The sequence below is a fragment of the Streptomyces sp. NBC_00287 genome (genome assembly GCF_036173105.1).
Lineage (GTDB): Bacteria > Actinomycetota > Actinomycetes > Streptomycetales > Streptomycetaceae > Streptomyces.
This window is the reverse complement of the sequence record NZ_CP108053.1, coordinates 5621929-5636546: the sequence shown is the minus strand read 5'-3', so window position 1 is coordinate 5636546 and position 14618 is coordinate 5621929. Positions and strand designations below refer to the sequence as shown.

17 protein-coding genes and 3 tRNA genes are annotated in these 14618 nt (G+C 69.7%); 4 read left to right on the top strand and 16 right to left on the bottom strand.

From position 1 onward, the window contains the following. Positions 1–55: 55 nt before the first annotated feature. The 5 genes from rplA to OHT76_RS25785 form a co-directional block, all read right to left on the bottom strand. On the bottom strand, positions 56–781 hold the full coding sequence (gene rplA / locus OHT76_RS25805) for a 50S ribosomal protein L1 (protein ID WP_062664059.1): 726 nt from the start codon (positions 779–781) through the stop codon (positions 56–58). Between the two features lie 74 nt (positions 782–855). Further along, the gene (gene rplK, locus OHT76_RS25800) at positions 856–1290 is read right to left on the bottom strand and encodes a 50S ribosomal protein L11 (RefSeq protein WP_015658483.1); all 435 of its coding nucleotides are present in this window, start codon (positions 1288–1290) and stop codon (positions 856–858) included. A gap of 159 nt (positions 1291–1449) precedes the next feature. Continuing rightward, entirely contained in the window at positions 1450–2268 is an 819-nt protein-coding gene (nusG, locus tag OHT76_RS25795; protein ID WP_328873240.1) for a transcription termination/antitermination protein NusG, read from the bottom strand. 81 nt (positions 2269–2349) lie between these two features. Further along, complete coding sequence (gene secE / locus OHT76_RS25790; RefSeq protein WP_269661052.1) at positions 2350–2637, bottom strand: preprotein translocase subunit SecE; 288 nt, start codon at positions 2635–2637, stop codon at positions 2350–2352. 108 nt (positions 2638–2745) lie between these two features. Further along, positions 2746–2818 (bottom strand) — tRNA-Trp (locus OHT76_RS25785). A 250-nt stretch (positions 2819–3068) separates the two neighbouring features. On the opposite strand from OHT76_RS25785, the gene OHT76_RS25780 reads away from it, so the two are divergent. Both OHT76_RS25780 and OHT76_RS25775 read left to right on the top strand, forming a co-directional pair. Then, the gene (locus OHT76_RS25780; RefSeq protein ID WP_328873239.1) at positions 3069–4292 is read left to right on the top strand and encodes a pyridoxal phosphate-dependent aminotransferase; all 1224 of its coding nucleotides are present in this window, start codon (positions 3069–3071) and stop codon (positions 4290–4292) included. A 121-nt stretch (positions 4293–4413) separates the two neighbouring features. Further along, positions 4414–5454, top strand: a complete 1041-nt coding sequence (locus OHT76_RS25775; RefSeq protein ID WP_328873238.1) for an adenosine deaminase — start codon at positions 4414–4416, stop codon at positions 5452–5454. Here the strand turns inward: OHT76_RS25775 and OHT76_RS25770 are convergent. Both OHT76_RS25770 and OHT76_RS25765 read right to left on the bottom strand, forming a co-directional pair. After that, entirely contained in the window at positions 5399–6091 is a 693-nt protein-coding gene (locus tag OHT76_RS25770) for a hypothetical protein (RefSeq protein ID WP_328873237.1), read from the bottom strand. The genes OHT76_RS25775 and OHT76_RS25770 overlap by 56 nt on opposite strands. Positions 6092–6109: 18 nt before the next feature. Continuing rightward, entirely contained in the window at positions 6110–6751 is a 642-nt protein-coding gene (locus tag OHT76_RS25765) for a TetR/AcrR family transcriptional regulator (protein ID WP_328873236.1), read from the bottom strand. A gap of 100 nt (positions 6752–6851) precedes the next feature. Between OHT76_RS25765 and OHT76_RS25760 the strand changes: the two genes are divergently transcribed. Further along, on the top strand, positions 6852–7484 hold the full coding sequence (locus OHT76_RS25760) for an NAD(P)-dependent oxidoreductase (protein WP_328873235.1): 633 nt from the start codon (positions 6852–6854) through the stop codon (positions 7482–7484). 51 nt (positions 7485–7535) lie between these two features. Here the strand turns inward: OHT76_RS25760 and OHT76_RS25755 are convergent, their stop codons facing one another. From OHT76_RS25755 to OHT76_RS25715, 9 genes are all read right to left on the bottom strand, one after another. Next, positions 7536–8591 (bottom strand): UDP-N-acetylmuramate dehydrogenase, encoded by a 1056-nt coding sequence (locus OHT76_RS25755; RefSeq protein ID WP_328873234.1) that lies wholly within the window; start codon positions 8589–8591, stop codon positions 7536–7538. 69 nt (positions 8592–8660) lie between these two features. Further along, a complete protein-coding gene (locus OHT76_RS25750) occupies positions 8661–9041 on the bottom strand; it encodes a DUF3291 domain-containing protein (RefSeq protein WP_328873233.1) in 381 nt (126 codons plus the stop codon). A 10-nt stretch (positions 9042–9051) separates the two neighbouring features. Next, positions 9052–10491, bottom strand: a complete 1440-nt coding sequence (locus OHT76_RS25745; protein WP_328873232.1) for an MFS transporter — start codon at positions 10489–10491, stop codon at positions 9052–9054. 93 nt (positions 10492–10584) lie between these two features. Beyond that, positions 10585–11154, bottom strand: coding sequence for a TetR/AcrR family transcriptional regulator (locus tag OHT76_RS25740; RefSeq protein ID WP_328873231.1), 570 nt, complete (start codon positions 11152–11154; stop codon positions 10585–10587). 252 nt (positions 11155–11406) lie between these two features. Then, a complete protein-coding gene (locus OHT76_RS25735) occupies positions 11407–11835 on the bottom strand; it encodes a MaoC family dehydratase (RefSeq protein ID WP_328873230.1) in 429 nt (142 codons plus the stop codon). A gap of 8 nt (positions 11836–11843) precedes the next feature. Further along, a complete protein-coding gene (locus tag OHT76_RS25730; protein WP_328873229.1) occupies positions 11844–12296 on the bottom strand; it encodes a MaoC family dehydratase N-terminal domain-containing protein in 453 nt (150 codons plus the stop codon). A gap of 130 nt (positions 12297–12426) precedes the next feature. Further along, positions 12427–12591 (bottom strand): 50S ribosomal protein L33, encoded by a 165-nt coding sequence (gene rpmG, locus OHT76_RS25725; RefSeq protein WP_006347275.1) that lies wholly within the window; start codon positions 12589–12591, stop codon positions 12427–12429. 87 nt (positions 12592–12678) lie between these two features. After that, positions 12679–12751 (bottom strand) — tRNA-Met (locus OHT76_RS25720). Between the two features lie 46 nt (positions 12752–12797). Beyond that, a tRNA-Thr gene (locus OHT76_RS25715) sits at positions 12798–12870 on the bottom strand. A 353-nt stretch (positions 12871–13223) separates the two neighbouring features. On the opposite strand from OHT76_RS25715, the gene OHT76_RS25710 reads away from it, so the two are divergent. Then, positions 13224–14498 carry an amidohydrolase family protein gene (locus OHT76_RS25710; RefSeq protein ID WP_328873228.1) on the top strand — a complete coding sequence of 425 codons (1275 nt, stop codon included), beginning with the start codon at positions 13224–13226 and terminating at the stop codon, positions 14496–14498. Positions 14499–14618 lie beyond the last annotated feature (120 nt).

Below are 14618 nucleotides of genomic sequence, written 5' to 3'. Positions count from 1 at the left end.
AGGGAACGGGCCCCGCACCTCGAAAGGTGCGGGGCCCGTCAGTCAGCCTCGGGGATCAGACCGCGGCCGGGTCCTCCTCGACGAGGAGGTTGCGGGTGCGGTTGGAGTCGACCGGAATGCCGGGGCCCATCGTGGTGCTGATGGCGGCCTTCTTGATGTAGCGACCCTTGGCGGCGGATGGCTTCAGACGGAGGATCTCCTCCAGGGCCGCGCCGTAGTTCTCCACCAGCTTGGTGTCGTCGAACGACGTCTTGCCGATGATGAAGTGCAGGTTCGAGTGCTTGTCGACGCGGAACTCGATCTTGCCGCCCTTGATGTCGTTGACAGCCTTGGCGACGTCCGGCGTGACGGTGCCGGTCTTCGGGTTCGGCATCAGACCACGCGGACCGAGCACGCGGCCGAGGCGGCCGACCTTGCCCATGAGGTCCGGGGTGGCGACAACGGCGTCGAAGTCCAGACGGCCCTTCGACACCTCGTCGATGAGCTCGTCGGCGCCGACGATGTCGGCGCCCGCGGCACGAGCGGCCTCGGCACGGTCACCGGTCGCGAAGACCAGGACCCGGGCGGTCTTACCGGTGCCGTGCGGGAGGTTCACGGTGCCACGGACCATCTGGTCGGCCTTGCGCGGGTCGACACCCAGACGGAAGGCGACCTCGACGGTGCCGTCGAACTTGGTCGTGGAGGTCTCCTTGGCGAGACGGACGGCCTCGAGCGGGGCGTAGAGCTTCTCCCGGTCGATCTTGGCGTCCGCAGCGCGGAGAGACTTGCTGCGCTTGCTCACTACTGCTCCTGGGTTTTCTGAGGAGTCGTGGTGCGGGCCGAGCAGGCCCTGCCACTACTGCTGGGGGTTGGGCTTCAGCCCTCGACCGTGATGCCCATGGAACGGGCGGTGCCGGCGATGATCTTCGACGCGGCGTCCAGGTCGTTGGCGTTGAGGTCGGGCATCTTGGTGGTGGCGATCTCGCGGACCTGCGCCTCGGTGATCTTGGCGACCTTGGTCTTGTGCGGCTCGCCGGAGCCCTTCTCCACGCCCGCGGCCTTGAGGATCATCTTGGCGGCCGGCGGAGTCTTGGTCACGAAGGTGAAGGAGCGGTCCTCGTAGACCGTGATCTCCACCGGGATGACCCAACCGCGCTGCGACTCGGTCGCGGCGTTGTAGGCCTTGCAGAACTCCATGATGTTGACGCCGTGCTGACCCAGCGCGGGGCCGACCGGCGGAGCCGGGTTGGCGGCACCGGCCTGGATCTGGAGCTTGATGAGCCCCGTGACCTTCTTCTTCTTGGGAGGCATAGCTCTCCGGGTCCTTTCGAATCGGGTTTGCCCCCATCCAGGTCGCGTCCCGGATGCAGGCATACCGCACAACGATAACGGGTATGGCTGCGCGGCTGAAAACCGAGCAGGTCAGACAGGCTTTGAAAGCCCGCCTGACCTGGTCGGAAGCAGTGAGATCTAGTTCTTCTGGATCTGGTCGAACGACAGCTCGACCGGCGTCTCCCGGCCGAAGATCTCGACGAGACCCTTGACCTTCTTGGAGTCGGGGTTGATCTCGTTGATCGTGGCCTGGAGGGTGGCGAAGGGACCGTCGGTGACGGTGACCGAGTCGCCGACCTCGAAGTCCAGCACCTGGACCTCGACCTTGCGCTGCGGCGCCGGCTTGCCCTCGGCCTCGGCGGCCTCGCGGGCGGCCTTCTCCTCCGCCTCCGGGGCGAGCATCTTGACGATCTCGTCCAGGGTCAGCGGGTACGGGTCGTAGGCGTTGCCCACGAAGCCGGTGACGCCGGGGGTGTTGCGGACGACGCCCCAGGACTCGTTCGTCAGGTCCATGCGGACGAGGACGTAGCCCGGGAGCTTGTTCTGCTTGATCGTCTTGCGGTCGCCGTTCTTGATCTGGACGACCTCTTCCTGCGGCACCTCTGCCGCGAAGATGTAGTCCTCGACGTTCAGCGAGACGGCGCGCTGCTCCAGGTTGGTCTTCACGCGGTTCTCGTAACCGGCGTAGGTGTGGATGACGTACCACTCGCCGGGCAGGGTCCGCAGCTCTTCGCGCAGGGCGGCGACGGGGTCGACCGGCTCGGCCGGCTCTTCCTCGGCCTCTTCGGCCTCGTCCTCGACGTGTACGGCCGCTTCCTCGGCGGGCTCGCCCGCCTCGGCGTCGGCAGCCTCGACCTCGTCCAGGTCCTCGTCCGCGCCCTCGACGATGTCGAGCTCGTCTTCCACGGACACGGTCTCGTCCGGCTCGACGGCGTCGTTCAGGTTCTGGTCAGACACGGTGGCTGCTTCTTCCTGGATACATAGGGGTAGAACATGCGAAAAGGGGCGCCGGTAACCGCGGCGCCCTTCGCTCTTGGCTCAGCCGAAGACGTACTTGGCGGCGTGGTCGAGCCCATAGTCAATCACGGTCACCAGGCCGATCATGATGACGACGAAGACGATCACCACGGTCGTGTAGGTCGTCAGCTGGCTGCGCGACGGCCAGACGACCTTGCGGAGCTCAGCGACGATCTGGCGGTAGAAGAGGGCAAGACGCTTCAGCGGACCCTTCTTGGCGCGCTTTCCGCCCTTGCGGGTCTTCTTCTTGGAATCCGGCGCCTCGTCCTCGGCATCAGGCATGTCGATGGAGCCCACGGCGTCCGTCACTCGTCCTCACCTGATTCCGGGTCGTGGCCGTGCCGCGCCCGGTCTGAGCCGCACGGCGGTGCATTGCTGTACGTACATGCGCACACATCCTGGCGAAGGTGTGTGTAGCAGGGCCGGAGGGACTTGAACCCCCAACCGCTGGTTTTGGAGACCAGTGCTCTACCAATTGAGCTACGACCCTTTGTGTGTTCCCCAACGTACCGCATCCGGACGGGTGCTCAATGTGCACCGTGCGAGTGCGGCCTGCTGAAGGCCAACGAGGTGAGAGTGTACGTGTTCTCAGGCCCCTCGTCGAACAGAAAGTGCCCGTGGGAGCTTGGGAGATGGAAGATCGCCCAGCGTGAGGGGGAGATCCGGACGGTTGTTCAACCGTTGTTCAGTCTGTGAAACCCGCGTGCCGGGGGAGTTTCCGGTCTGAAACGATGGGCGGCATGAGCGCTGCAACCCCTCCCACCGCGCGCCGGGTCTCCGCCCGAGTCGGCGCGATCTCCGAGTCCGCCACCCTCGCCGTGGACGCCAAGGCCAAGGCCCTCAAGGCCGCCGGGCGTCCGGTGATCGGCTTCGGCGCCGGTGAGCCTGACTTCCCGACCCCGGACTACATCGTCGAGGCCGCCATTGAGGCGTGCAAGAACCCGAAGTACCACCGCTATACGCCGGCCGGTGGCCTGCCCGAGCTGAAGGCCGCGATCGCCGCGAAGACGCTGCGCGACTCCGGCTATGAGCCCGACGTCTCGCAGATCCTGGTCACCAACGGCGGCAAGCAGGCCATCTACGAGGCCTTCGCCGCGATCCTCGACCCGGGCGACGAGGTCATCGTCCCGGCCCCGTACTGGACGACCTACCCGGAGTCGATCCGGCTCGCCGGCGGTGTCCCGGTCGAGGTCGTCGCCGACGAGACGACCGGCTACCGGGTCTCCGTCGAGCAGCTGGAGGCGGCCCGTACGGAGAAGACGAAGGTCGTCCTGTTCGTCTCCCCGTCGAACCCGACCGGCGCGGTCTACAGCGAGGCCGACACCGAGGCGATCGGCCGCTGGGCCGTCGAGCACGGCCTGTGGGTGATGACGGACGAGATCTACGAGCACCTGGTCTACGGCGACGCGGTGTCCGTGTCGCTGCCCGCGCTCCTGCCCGAGCTGCGCGACAAGTGCGTCGTCGTCAACGGCGTCGCCAAGACGTACGCGATGACGGGCTGGCGGGTCGGCTGGATCATCGGCCCGAAGGACGTGGTGAAGGCCGCGACGAACCTCCAGTCGCACGCCACGTCGAACGTCTCGAACGTGGCCCAGGTGGCCGCGCTCGCCGCCGTCTCGGGCAACCTGGACGCGGTCGCGAAGATGCGTGAGGCCTTCGACCGCCGCCGCAAGACGATCGTGCGGATGCTCAACGAGATCGACGGCGTGGTCTGCCCGGAACCCGAGGGCGCCTTCTACGCGTACCCGTCGGTGAAGGCCGTACTCGGCAAGGAGATCCGCGGCAAGCGCCCGCAGAGCAGCGTGGAGCTGGCCGAACTGATCCTGGAGGAGGCCGAGGTCGCGGTCGTCCCGGGCGAGGCCTTCGGCACGCCGGGCTATCTGCGGCTCTCCTACGCGCTGGGTGACGAGGACCTCGTCGAGGGTGTCTCGCGGATCCAGAAGCTGCTGGCGGAGGCGAAGTAGCCAAGAGGCTGTGAGCAGGGCACCTAGGAACGTTCCTAGGTGCCCTGTTCGTTTGTGCGAGCAAGACCACTAAGGGGGAAACCGCTACCGGGAGGGCGGGACCGTACGGCAGGATCCTGGGATGGAGCGTGTACGTGATGTCTCTGAGCTGCCGAAGGCCCATCTGCACCTGCACTTCACCGGGTCGATGCGCCCGGCCACGGTTCTGGAACTGGCCGACAAGCACGGCGTGCGCCTACCCGAGGCGCTGACGGAAGCCCTGACGAGCGGGGAGCCGCCGCGGCTGCGGGCCACGGACGAGCGGGGCTGGTTCCGCTTCCAGCGGCTGTACGACGCGGCGCGCTCGTGCCTGAGAGAGCCGGAGGACATCCAGCGGCTGGTGCGCGAGGCCGCGGAGGAGGACCTGAAGGACGGCTCGGGCTGGCTGGAGATCCAGGTGGACCCGACCTCGTACGCGCCTCGGCTGGGCGGTCTGATCCCGGCGCTGGAGATCATCCTGGACGCGGTGGAGACGACGTCGCGGGAGACGGGCCTCGGGATGCGGGTCCTGGTGGCGGCGAACCGTATGAAGCACCCCTTGGACGCGCGGACGCTGGCGCGGCTGGCGGTGCGATACGCGGACCGGGGTGTGGTCGGCTTCGGTCTGTCGAACGACGAGCGCCGGGGCATGGCGAGGGACTTCGACCGGGCGTTCTCGATCGCCCGCGAGGGCGGTCTGCTCTCCGCTCCGCACGGCGGTGAGCTGACGGGCCCGGCCTCGGTCCGCGACTGCCTGGACGACCTGGACGCGAACCGGATCGGCCACGGGGTGCGCGCGGCGGAGGACCCACGTCTGCTGAAGCGCCTGGCCGACCGGGGCGTGACGTGCGAGGTGTGCCCGGCGTCGAACGTGGCTCTGGGCGTCTACGAGAAGCCGGCGGACGTGCCGCTGCGCAAGCTGTTCGAGGCCGGGGTCCCGATGGCCCTGGGCGCGGACGACCCGCTGCTGTTCGGCTCCCGTCTGGCGGCCCAGTACGACATCGCCCGCCAGCACCATGCCTTCACGGACGCGGAACTGGCGGAACTGGCCCGGCAGTCGGTGCGGGCGTCCGCGGCGCCGGCGGAGGTCAGGGCGCGGCTGCTGGCCGGTGTGGACGAGTGGCTGACTCGCCCGGTCGCCTGAAGTGGGCGTAGGGCGGATAGGGCTTGAAGCAGACCAGTACCTCGACGGGGTGCCCGCCGCCCGGCGGCTGGACCAGGGGCAGCCCTGTCATCAGCGCCGAGTGCCCTTTGACGACGCTCTTCTGGCGCGGCCCGAAGCCTGCCGCGCGGGCGAAGCCGGTGGCGGCCTCGGCGAACACGTCCCGGCTGCCGAAGAGAAAGAACGTACGCGCGTGGGTGGTGTGCCGTAGGTCGTCCCGGTCCCATCGCGCCTGCCAGGTCTTCGCGTCCCGCGCGGTGCGCGCTTCGTCGGTGCCGACGGTCAGTGGGGTGCCCGCGCGTAGTTTGCGGCGCAGTTCGGGCCACTGGCTGGGGCGCAGGCCGAGCGTGTGGTGGGCGAGGACGAGGTCGACCCGCTCGCCCCAGCCCTCGTCCGGCGGGACGCCGTCGCGCAGCGGGACGTGGACGATCGTGTGCCGGGAGTAGGCGGCGAAGGAGAACAGGCCCGCCAGCCGGTTCAGGCCGTCGTGGTCACCGAGCAGCTGCCCGATCGGGTCGGGCGCCGTCAGTGAGGTGTGGCGCAGGGGGGTGCGGGGCTGGACCACTCGGTGTTCGTGCGGCCCTGTGCGGGTCCGGAATTCGGTCAGCCTCAGCCGCATGTGCGTTGCCTCATGGCATCAGGGTCGGGGTCGGCCGTCGTCCTCCGCAACGGAGATTTCCGCGGTGATCCCGTCCAGCAGGGTCCGGGCGAGCCGGGCGGCGAAGGCGTCGGCAGGCGGGCGGTCGCCGCTCAGGGTGGCCTCGTAGGCGAAGGCGCGGTGGGCGCAGGCGCCGAGGAGGAGGGAGGCGGCCGCGAAGGTGTCGGCGCCGGCCCGGACGCGTCCCGTGGTCTGCTCGGCGCGCAGGTAGGCGTCGAGGGCCTCGATCGGCAGGTGCGGTCCGGCACCGATCTTCCGCAGCGCGTCGTCGTGCCGCCGCTTGAGCTGCGCCTCGGCGTGCAGGGAGGCGGCGATCGGGAAGCTCTGTTCGTAGAAGAGGGCCGCCTCGCGGGCGATCCGGGTCAGGTTGTCCTGCAGGGTGCCCGCACCCGGTTCGGCCGTGAGACTGCTGAGCAGCGGGGTGAGCCGGGGCAGCCGCTCGGTGAGGACCCGGACGAACAGCTCTTCCTTGCTGTCGAAGTACTTGTAGAGCGCGGCCTCGGAACACCCGGCCGCCTTGGCGATCTCCTTGGTGGTGGCCCGGGCGAGCCCGACGGTGAGCATCAGTTCATGGGCGGCGTCGAGGATGCGGACGCGGGCGGGCTTCTGCACGGATTCCACGCGGGGACCTTATCGGGCTTGACGGGTGAGTGAATACTCACCCACTCTAGAACACAGAGGGGTGAGTGAACACTCACCCACCCGAACGCGGGGAGTGGCCATGAACATCACGGTTTTCGGTGCCACCGGAGGCATCGGCCAGGAAATCGTCCGGCAGGCGCTGACCGCCGGGCATCGGGTGACGGCGGTCGTACGGGATCCCGCGCGGCTCCCGGTGACGGGCGCGGGCCTGGAGGTGTTCCGCGCTGATGTGACCGACCCGGAGGCGCTGCGCCCCGCGGTGACCGGCCGGGACGCGGTCCTGTCGGGCCTCGGCGCCCGCAGCCGCAAGGATGCCGGGGTCGCCGCCCGCCTCACCCGCACGGTGCTGCGGGCCATGGAGGCGGAGGGCACACGGCGGCTGCTGGTGGTGAGCGCGGCTCCGCTCGGGCCGGCCCCGGCGCAGGACGGCCCCTTCGACCGTGCCGCACGCGGCCTGGTCTCCGCGGTCCTCAAGGACGTCTACGACGACCTCAGGGCAATGGAGGCGGAGCTCGCCCGCAGCGCGGTCGACTGGACGTCGGTACGGCCGCCCCGGCTCCAGGACAAGCCGCTGACCGGTGCGTACCGCACGGTCGTCGGCGGCACCCCGGCCAGGGGCCGCTTCATCGGCCGCGCGGACGTGGCCCACGCGATGCTGGCGTTGGCGGACGATCCGGGCACGGTGAAGCAGGGCGTGGGCGTGGCCTACTGACTCGGTTTGACGGGGTACTGACGCTGACTCGGTTTGACGGGGTGCTGACGCCTACAGGCTGACGCCGACCGTCACCGGCTCGTTGACCAGCGTGATCCCGAAGGCCTCGCGAACTCCGGCCACGACCTCGCGGGCGAGCGCCAGCAGGTCCTCGGTGGTCGCCTCGCCCCGGTTGGTGAGGGCGAGGGTGTGCTTGGTGGAGATGCGCGCGGGGCCGCTGCCGTAGCCCTTGGTGAAGCCCGCCTTGTCGATCAGCCAGGCGGCGGAGGTCTTGGTGTGCCCGTCCCCCGCCGGGTAGGCCGGGGGCTGCACGCCGTCGCCGAGCCGGTCGCGCACGCGCGCGTGGAAGGCCGCGAACTGTGCGTCGGTGAGGATCGGGTTGGTGAAGAAGGATCCGGCGGACCAGGTGTCGTGGTCCTCGGGGTCGAGGACCATGCCCTTGCCCGCGCGCAGCTTCAGGACGGTCTCGCGGGCCTCGGCCAGCGGCACGCGGTCGCCGGGTTCGACGCCGAGGGCGCGGGCGGTCTCGGCGTACTTGATCGGCCCGGACAGCCCGTCGGCGTCCTCCAGCTCGAAACGGACGCGCAGCACGACATACCGCTCGGGGTCGGCCTTGAAGCGGCTGTGGCGGTAGGTGAAGGCGCAGTCGGCGTTCGGGATGACGACGGTCTCGCCCGTCCGGCGGTCGTACGCGATCACCTCGGTGATCGTGGAGGAGACCTCCTGGCCGTACGCGCCGACGTTCTGGATCGGCGTGGCACCCGCGGAGCCGGGGATTCCGGCGAGGCATTCGACGCCGGCGAGTCCGGCCTCGACGGTGCGGGCGACGGCATCGGTCCACACCTCCCCTGCGGCCAGTTCCAGGCGGGTGCCGTCGAGCTCGACGCCCTTGGTGGCGATGACGAGTGCGGTGCCGGCGAAGCCCTTGTCGCCGATGACCAGGTTGGAGCCGCCGCCGATGAGCAGCAGGGGCGTGCCGGCGGCGTCGGCCTCGCGGACGGCGGCGATCACCTCGGCGTCGGTGGTGGCGGTGACCAGCCGGGTGGCCGGTCCGCCCAGCCGGAAGGTGGTCAGCGGGGCGAGGGGCGCGTCGTGGAGTTCCTGCACGCGCTCAAGAGTACGAGAACGGCCCCACCGGTCCGGGCGGGGCCGCTCTTCTCGTACGGCGTCCAGGGCTCAGGTCAGTCGGCGGGCGGCCTCGGTCCAGTCGAGCGGGAGCTCGTCGCTCTTAGCCGTCCAGGTGACGAACTTCGCGTCCCGCATCAGGGGGGCGAGGCCTCGGGAGGTCGGTGCGTGCGTGCCGGAGCGGGCGAAGGCCTTGAGCGCCTGGGGCGATTCCCAGGCCGACAGGGTCCAGAAGGTCCGCCGCAGCGGCTGCGCCTTGAGGGTGGCCCCGTAGGCGCCCGGGGCGTGGCTGACCTGCCGCCACACGCCCGGGGTCTTCAGGAAGAACTTCAGCGCGCCCCAGCGGGTGCGAGTCTCGAAGCGGGAGGCGAAGACATGCACTTCGGTGCCGTTCGGAGGGGTGTTCGGGACGGTCCAGGGAAGGGTGGGCATGACGTCCTCCTCAGCGGCCGACGGTCTCAAGTACGGGGGCGGGGGTCTGTGGGGTGTCGGTGGGCTCGGTGCGCCGGCGACCCGGGATGCACAGGGCCGCGACTCCGGCGAGGGCCACCAGGGCGGCGCCGGTCACCAGGGCGGGCTTCAGTCCGTCGACGAAGGTCTGTCCGGTCTCGTAGCCGCCCTGGGCCGCGAAGATCGACGACATGATGGCGATGCCGAGCGCGCCGCCGACTTCGCGCAGGGCGTTGTTGGCGCCGGAGGCGATGCCCTGCTCGGTGGCCCGGACGCTGGACATCACGAGGGCGGAGGCCGGTGCGAAGAACAGGGCCATGCCGATACCGCTGATGACCAGGCCGGGCAGCTGGACGCCGTAGGAGGCGTCCGCGGTGATGACGTTGGCGAGGTAGCCGAGGCCGGCGGCCTGCAGGAAGAGGCCGGTGGCGACGACGGGGCGGCCGCCGATCCGGTCGGAGAGGATGCCGGCGATCGGCGCGACGAGCATCGGCATACCGGTCCAGGGCAGCATCCGCAGGCCCGCCTCGGTGGGCGAGTAGCCGAGCACGCCCTGCATGTACTGGCTGAGCAGGAAGATCGAGCCGAACATGCCGAGGAACATCAGCATGCTGGCGGCGTTGATCCCGGAGAAGGCGCGGGAGCGGAAGAGCCGCATCGGGAGCATGGGGTTCTTGGCGCGGGTGCTGTAGAGGACGAACCCGACGAGGAGCGCACCTCCGGCGAACAGGCCGGTCAGGACCAGGGGGGCGGTCCAGCCGTCGGCGGGGCCGCGGACCAGGCCGAAGACGATGCCGAAGAGGCCACCGCTGGCGAGAAGGGTGCCGGGGACATCGAGCCGGGAGCCGGTGCCGTGGGACTCGGCGAGGCGGAGGCGGGCGAGCGGCAGCAGGATCAGGCCGAGCGGAACGTTCAGCCAGAAGATCCACTGCCAGGAGATGTGCTCGGTGAGGGTGCCGCCGATGAGCGGCCCGGAGGCCACGGCGAGCCCGTTGACGGCGCCCCATATCCCGAACGCCATACCGCGCTTGGCGGCGGGCACGGCAGCGGTCAGCAGGGTCAGCGTCAAGGGCATCATGATCGCCGCGCCGACGCCCTGCACCGCGCGGGCGGCGATCAGGGAGTCGATACCGGGGGCCATGGCCGCGGCGGCGGAGGCCCCGGTGAAGATCGTGATCCCGACGAGGAAGAGCCGACGGCGGCCGAAACGGTCGCCGAGCGCCGCGCCGAACATCAGCAGGACGGCGAAGGTGAGCGTGTACGCGCTCACCGTCCACTCCAGGTCGTGCAGCGCCCCGCCGAGGTCCTCACGGATGGAGGGCAGGGCGGTGGTGACGACGAGGTTGTCGAGGGCCGCCATGAATCCGGCGACGCTGGTGATGACGAGGGCCCAGACGGGTCCTCCGCGAGGTGCGGTCTGCTGCTGTGACATCTCTCCCCCAGAGGGTGATCACGAGTCTTTGGTTAGTTATTGATGACTAACTTTTACGATCATGAAAAAGCGCCGGACACGCCTTTCCGGATTTCAGTGTTCGAGCCGTCCCTTGGCACGGGCGGACGGGTAGAGCCCTTCCCACACCCGGTGTTCGGGCGGGAATCCCATGGCGACCAGGCAGTTGACGAGCATTCCGTACGCCATGAAGGTCGTCGTCTCGTTGACGTCGGCACCCAGCGGCAGGTGAACGGTGTCCCACAGCCGCATCCAGCCGTCGCGCACGGCGGCGCCGAACTCGTGGTCGCCCTCCTTCTCGGCGGCCCCCACGGCGACGTACATCTGCATCTGCATCAGCAGCCGCTCGGGATGCTCCACGATGACCTCGGTGTACGCGTTCGCCATGGCATGCAGGGCCTCTTCGCCCTCGAGGCCCTTGGAGGCCTCAGCGAAGGTGCGGATGGTGTCCTCGACACATCGCTGCGCCGCCGCCAGAAAGATCGCCTTCTTGCCCGGGAAGAGCCGGAAGAGATACGGCTGCGACACCCCGACCCGCCTGGCGATGACCTCGGTCGACGTGCCGTGATAGCCACCGCGGGCGAACTCCGTCATCGCCGCGCGGATGACGCTCTCGCGCCTCTCTTCTGCGCTCATCCTGACCATGCAAGTAAGTTAGTACTCAATCACTAACTACGTCAAGGGGGTGCCTGGTCTGTGCCGCCAGTTACCGTCCACGTGGAACCCGTCCACGTGGAACCCATCCACCGAGGAACCCTGTCCCCCGTGGAACCCATCCACCGCGGAACCCCGTCCCCCGTGGAACTCCGTCCACCCGTGGCCCGTTTGGGCCGGTAGGGGGCCTCAACGCCGTAAGGGGCGCCCCCCAATGGAGAACGCCCCTTACACCCCTACGTCTCAGGCCAGCCGAACGACCGCCCGCGACATCCCCAGCACCTTCTGCCCGGCACTGGTCGCCGTCAGGTCCACCCGGACGGTGTTGTCGTCGAGCTTGGCCGCGACCTTGCCGCTGACCTCGATCGTGGCGCCCTGGTCGTCGTTCGGGACGACCACGGGCTTGGTGAAGCGGACGCCGTACTCGACGACCGCGCCCGGGTCACCGGCCCAGTCGGTCACCACGCGAATCGCCTCGGCCATGGTGAACATGCCGTGCGCGATGACGTCCGGCAGCCCGACCTCCTTGGCGAACTTCTCGTTCCAGTGGATCGGGTTGAAGTCGCCCGAGGCGCCCGCGTACTGGACGAGCGTGGCACGGGTCACGGGGAACGTCTGCGCGGGCAGCTCGGTGCCGACCTCGACGTCGGCGTACGTAATCTTCGCCGTCATGGGGTTGCTCACGCCTCCTCGGCCGCGCGGGCGACCAGCTTCGTCCAGGCGGTCACGACGTGCTCCCCCGCCTCGTCGTGGACCTCACCGCGGATGTCCAGGATGTCGTTGCCCGCGAGGGACTTGATCGCCTCGATGGTCGAGGTGACCGTCAGCCGGTCACCTGCGCGCACCGGGCGGACGTACGCGAACTTCTGGTCGCCGTGCACCACTCGGCTGTAGTCGAGGCCGAGCTGGGGGTCGGTGATGACCTCTCCGGCCGCCTTGAAGGTGATCGCGAACACAAAGGTCGGCGGAGCGATCACATCGGGGTGGCCGAGCGCCTTGGCGGCCTCCGGGTCCGTGTACGCCGGGTTGGCGTCCCCCACAGCCTCCGCGAACTCACGGATCTTCTCGCGGCCGACCTCGTAGGGGTCGGTGGGCGGATAGCTCCGCCCGACGAAGGACTGGTCGAGCGCCATGGGCTCGGCACCTCCTGGTGTCAGCTGTGATTTCCCGGAGCCGGCCCGATGGGTTACCGCTCGGTTCCGGCCGATGAAACGACGCGAGGCCGCCCCCTGTTACGGGGACGGCCTCGCGTACGAGCCTGATTTATCGCGTCTCGCGGTGCGCGGTGTGCGCCTTGCAACGCGGGCAGTGCTTCTTCATCTCAAGACGGTCCGGGTTGTTACGCCGGTTCTTCTTGGTGATGTAGTTCCGCTCCTTGCACTCCACGCAGGCCAGCGTGATCTTCGGGCGGACGTCGGTGGCAGCCACGTGAGTGCTCCTTGACGAACGGATAGGACATTAACGCAAGCAAGAGTAGCCGATCGAAGGACCGACCCCGCAATCGGCTACTGTCAGTAGCGGTGACCGGACTTGAACCGGTGACACAGCGATTATGAGCCGCTTGCTCTACCGACTGAGCTACACCGCTGTGATGCGATCAGTTCCCGTCTTGCGACGGGAACCTCCCACACCAGAGCCCCAAAACGGAATCGAACCGTTGACCTTCTCCTTACCATGGAGACGCTCTGCCGACTGAGCTATTGGGGCGAGCGATGAAGACATTACACGCTCGGCCGCCGTTCACCCAAATCCGTTTCGCGGCACCCTCGTCACCCCGAACCGGCGGGCTTCCCAGGCACCTCAAACGCCACCGCGGTACGCCATCCACGCTGCTCGCGCACGGATGACCACACCGGTACGACTATTGCGCTCCTCCCGGCCACGAGCGGATCACCGCCCTAGGCTCGACTCACTCTGCGTGATCTTGCGTCCCCGCGCAGCCCTCGTACGCAGTCCCCTGCGCAGTCCTCCTCGCACGTCCTCAGACCACCTCGCACTTCCTCGCAGCCCGTCGCAGCCCCCTCGCAGCCCCCTCGCAGTCCCCGAGCACCTGGAGCGCGATGCCCGACAGCCAGCCCCAGCCGCCCCACTCGTCGTCCTCGTCGTCCTCTCCGGGGCCGTCCGGGCCGCCCGATCCGGCCGCTCTGCTGCTGTGCGGGGCACGGCTGACCGACGGGCGCACCGTGGACGTCCGGCTGGGCGGCGGGCGTATCGAGGCGGTGGGCACGGCCGGGAGCCTGGCGGCGAGCGGCACGCGCGCGTGCGGCGCGCGTGTGGACCTCACCGGCTATCTCCTCCTGCCGGCCCCCGCCGAACCCCACGCCCACGGCGACACCGCCCTCTCGGCCGACGCCGAAGGACCGATCTCGTACGACCCCCAGGACGTCCAGCGCCGGGCTACGGAGGCGGCTTTGCTCCAGCTCGGCCACGGAGCGACCGCGTTGCGGGCACACGTGCGCGTGGGCGACGTCCAGGGGCTCGGGGCGCTGGCCGCCGTTCTGCGCGCACGGCGTTCCCTGCGCGGGCTCACCGAGCTGACCGCGGTGGCGGTGCCGCGGCTGCTGACCGGCGTGGCCGGGGCGGACGGGCTCGCCATGCTGCGGGACGCACTGAAGATGGGCGCCTCGGTGGTGGGTGGCTGTCCGGATCTCGACCCCGATCCGACGGGATATGTGGAGGCGGTCCTGGACCTGGCCTCCGAGCACGGCTGCCCCGTCGACCTGCACACGGACGCCGAGGACCCGGCCCGGCTGTCCCGGCTGGCGGCCATGGCGGGCGGATTGCGCCCCGGGGTGACACTGGGCCCGTGCGGCGGCCTGGGGCGGCTCCCGGCCGACGCGGCCTCCCGGACGGCGGACCAACTCGCCGCGGCCGGTGTGACGGTGGTGTGCCTGCCGCAGGGCGGCTGCGGGGGCGTGGAACGGCGAGGGACCGCGCCGGTACGGCTGCTGCGCGCGGCCGGGGTGCGGGTGGCGGCGGGGAGCGGGGCGCTGCGGGACGTGTCCAACCCAGTGGGGCGCGGTGACCCCCTGGAGGCGGCGTATCTGCTGGCCTCCCGCTACGGGCTGGGCCCCGAGGACGCCTACGACACGGTGAGTTCAGCGGCGCGGACGGTCCTGGGGCTGCCCGAGGTACGCGTCGAGGCGGGGTTTCCGGCGGACCTGCTGGCGGTGCGGGGGGAGCGGCTGGCGGGGGCGTTGTCGTTGGCGTACAGCCGGATCGTGGTGCATCGGGGGCGTGTGGTTGCACGGACGAGCGCGGTGCGGGAGTACTGCAACTCTGCGGTGGCGGTGGAGTTGGGGCTGCCTCGGCAGGGGCGGGGGGAGGTTTCTTGAGGGGGCGGGGGGTGTGCGGGTGTGGCTGGCGGGTGCGGTGTGCGCCGGGTGCGTGGTGTGTTGCGTGCGCGGGGCGCGGGCCTGCGGTGTGCGCGGAGCGTGCGGAACTCGGCGTGCGCG

What these genes read in the sequence shown, in the direction of transcription:
- rplK (WP_015658483.1), bottom strand. Translation starts at nt 1,290, where the DNA reads ATGCCTCCCAAGAAGAAGAAGGTCACGGGGCTCATCAAGCTCCAGATC.
- OHT76_RS25780 (WP_328873239.1), top strand. Translation starts at nt 3,069, where the DNA reads ATGAGCGCTGCAACCCCTCCCACCGCGCGCCGGGTCTCCGCCCGAGTC.
- OHT76_RS25775 (WP_328873238.1), top strand. Translation starts at nt 4,414, where the DNA reads ATGGAGCGTGTACGTGATGTCTCTGAGCTGCCGAAGGCCCATCTGCAC.
- OHT76_RS25770 (WP_328873237.1), bottom strand. Translation starts at nt 6,091, where the DNA reads ATGCGGCTGAGGCTGACCGAATTCCGGACCCGCACAGGGCCGCACGAA.
- OHT76_RS25760 (WP_328873235.1), top strand. Translation starts at nt 6,852, where the DNA reads ATGAACATCACGGTTTTCGGTGCCACCGGAGGCATCGGCCAGGAAATC.
- OHT76_RS25750 (WP_328873233.1), bottom strand. Translation starts at nt 9,041, where the DNA reads ATGCCCACCCTTCCCTGGACCGTCCCGAACACCCCTCCGAACGGCACC.
- OHT76_RS25745 (WP_328873232.1), bottom strand. Translation starts at nt 10,491, where the DNA reads ATGTCACAGCAGCAGACCGCACCTCGCGGAGGACCCGTCTGGGCCCTC.
- OHT76_RS25740 (WP_328873231.1), bottom strand. Translation starts at nt 11,154, where the DNA reads ATGGTCAGGATGAGCGCAGAAGAGAGGCGCGAGAGCGTCATCCGCGCG.
- OHT76_RS25735 (WP_328873230.1), bottom strand. Translation starts at nt 11,835, where the DNA reads ATGACGGCGAAGATTACGTACGCCGACGTCGAGGTCGGCACCGAGCTG.
- OHT76_RS25730 (WP_328873229.1), bottom strand. Translation starts at nt 12,296, where the DNA reads ATGGCGCTCGACCAGTCCTTCGTCGGGCGGAGCTATCCGCCCACCGAC.
- OHT76_RS25710 (WP_328873228.1), top strand. Translation starts at nt 13,224, where the DNA reads ATGCCCGACAGCCAGCCCCAGCCGCCCCACTCGTCGTCCTCGTCGTCC.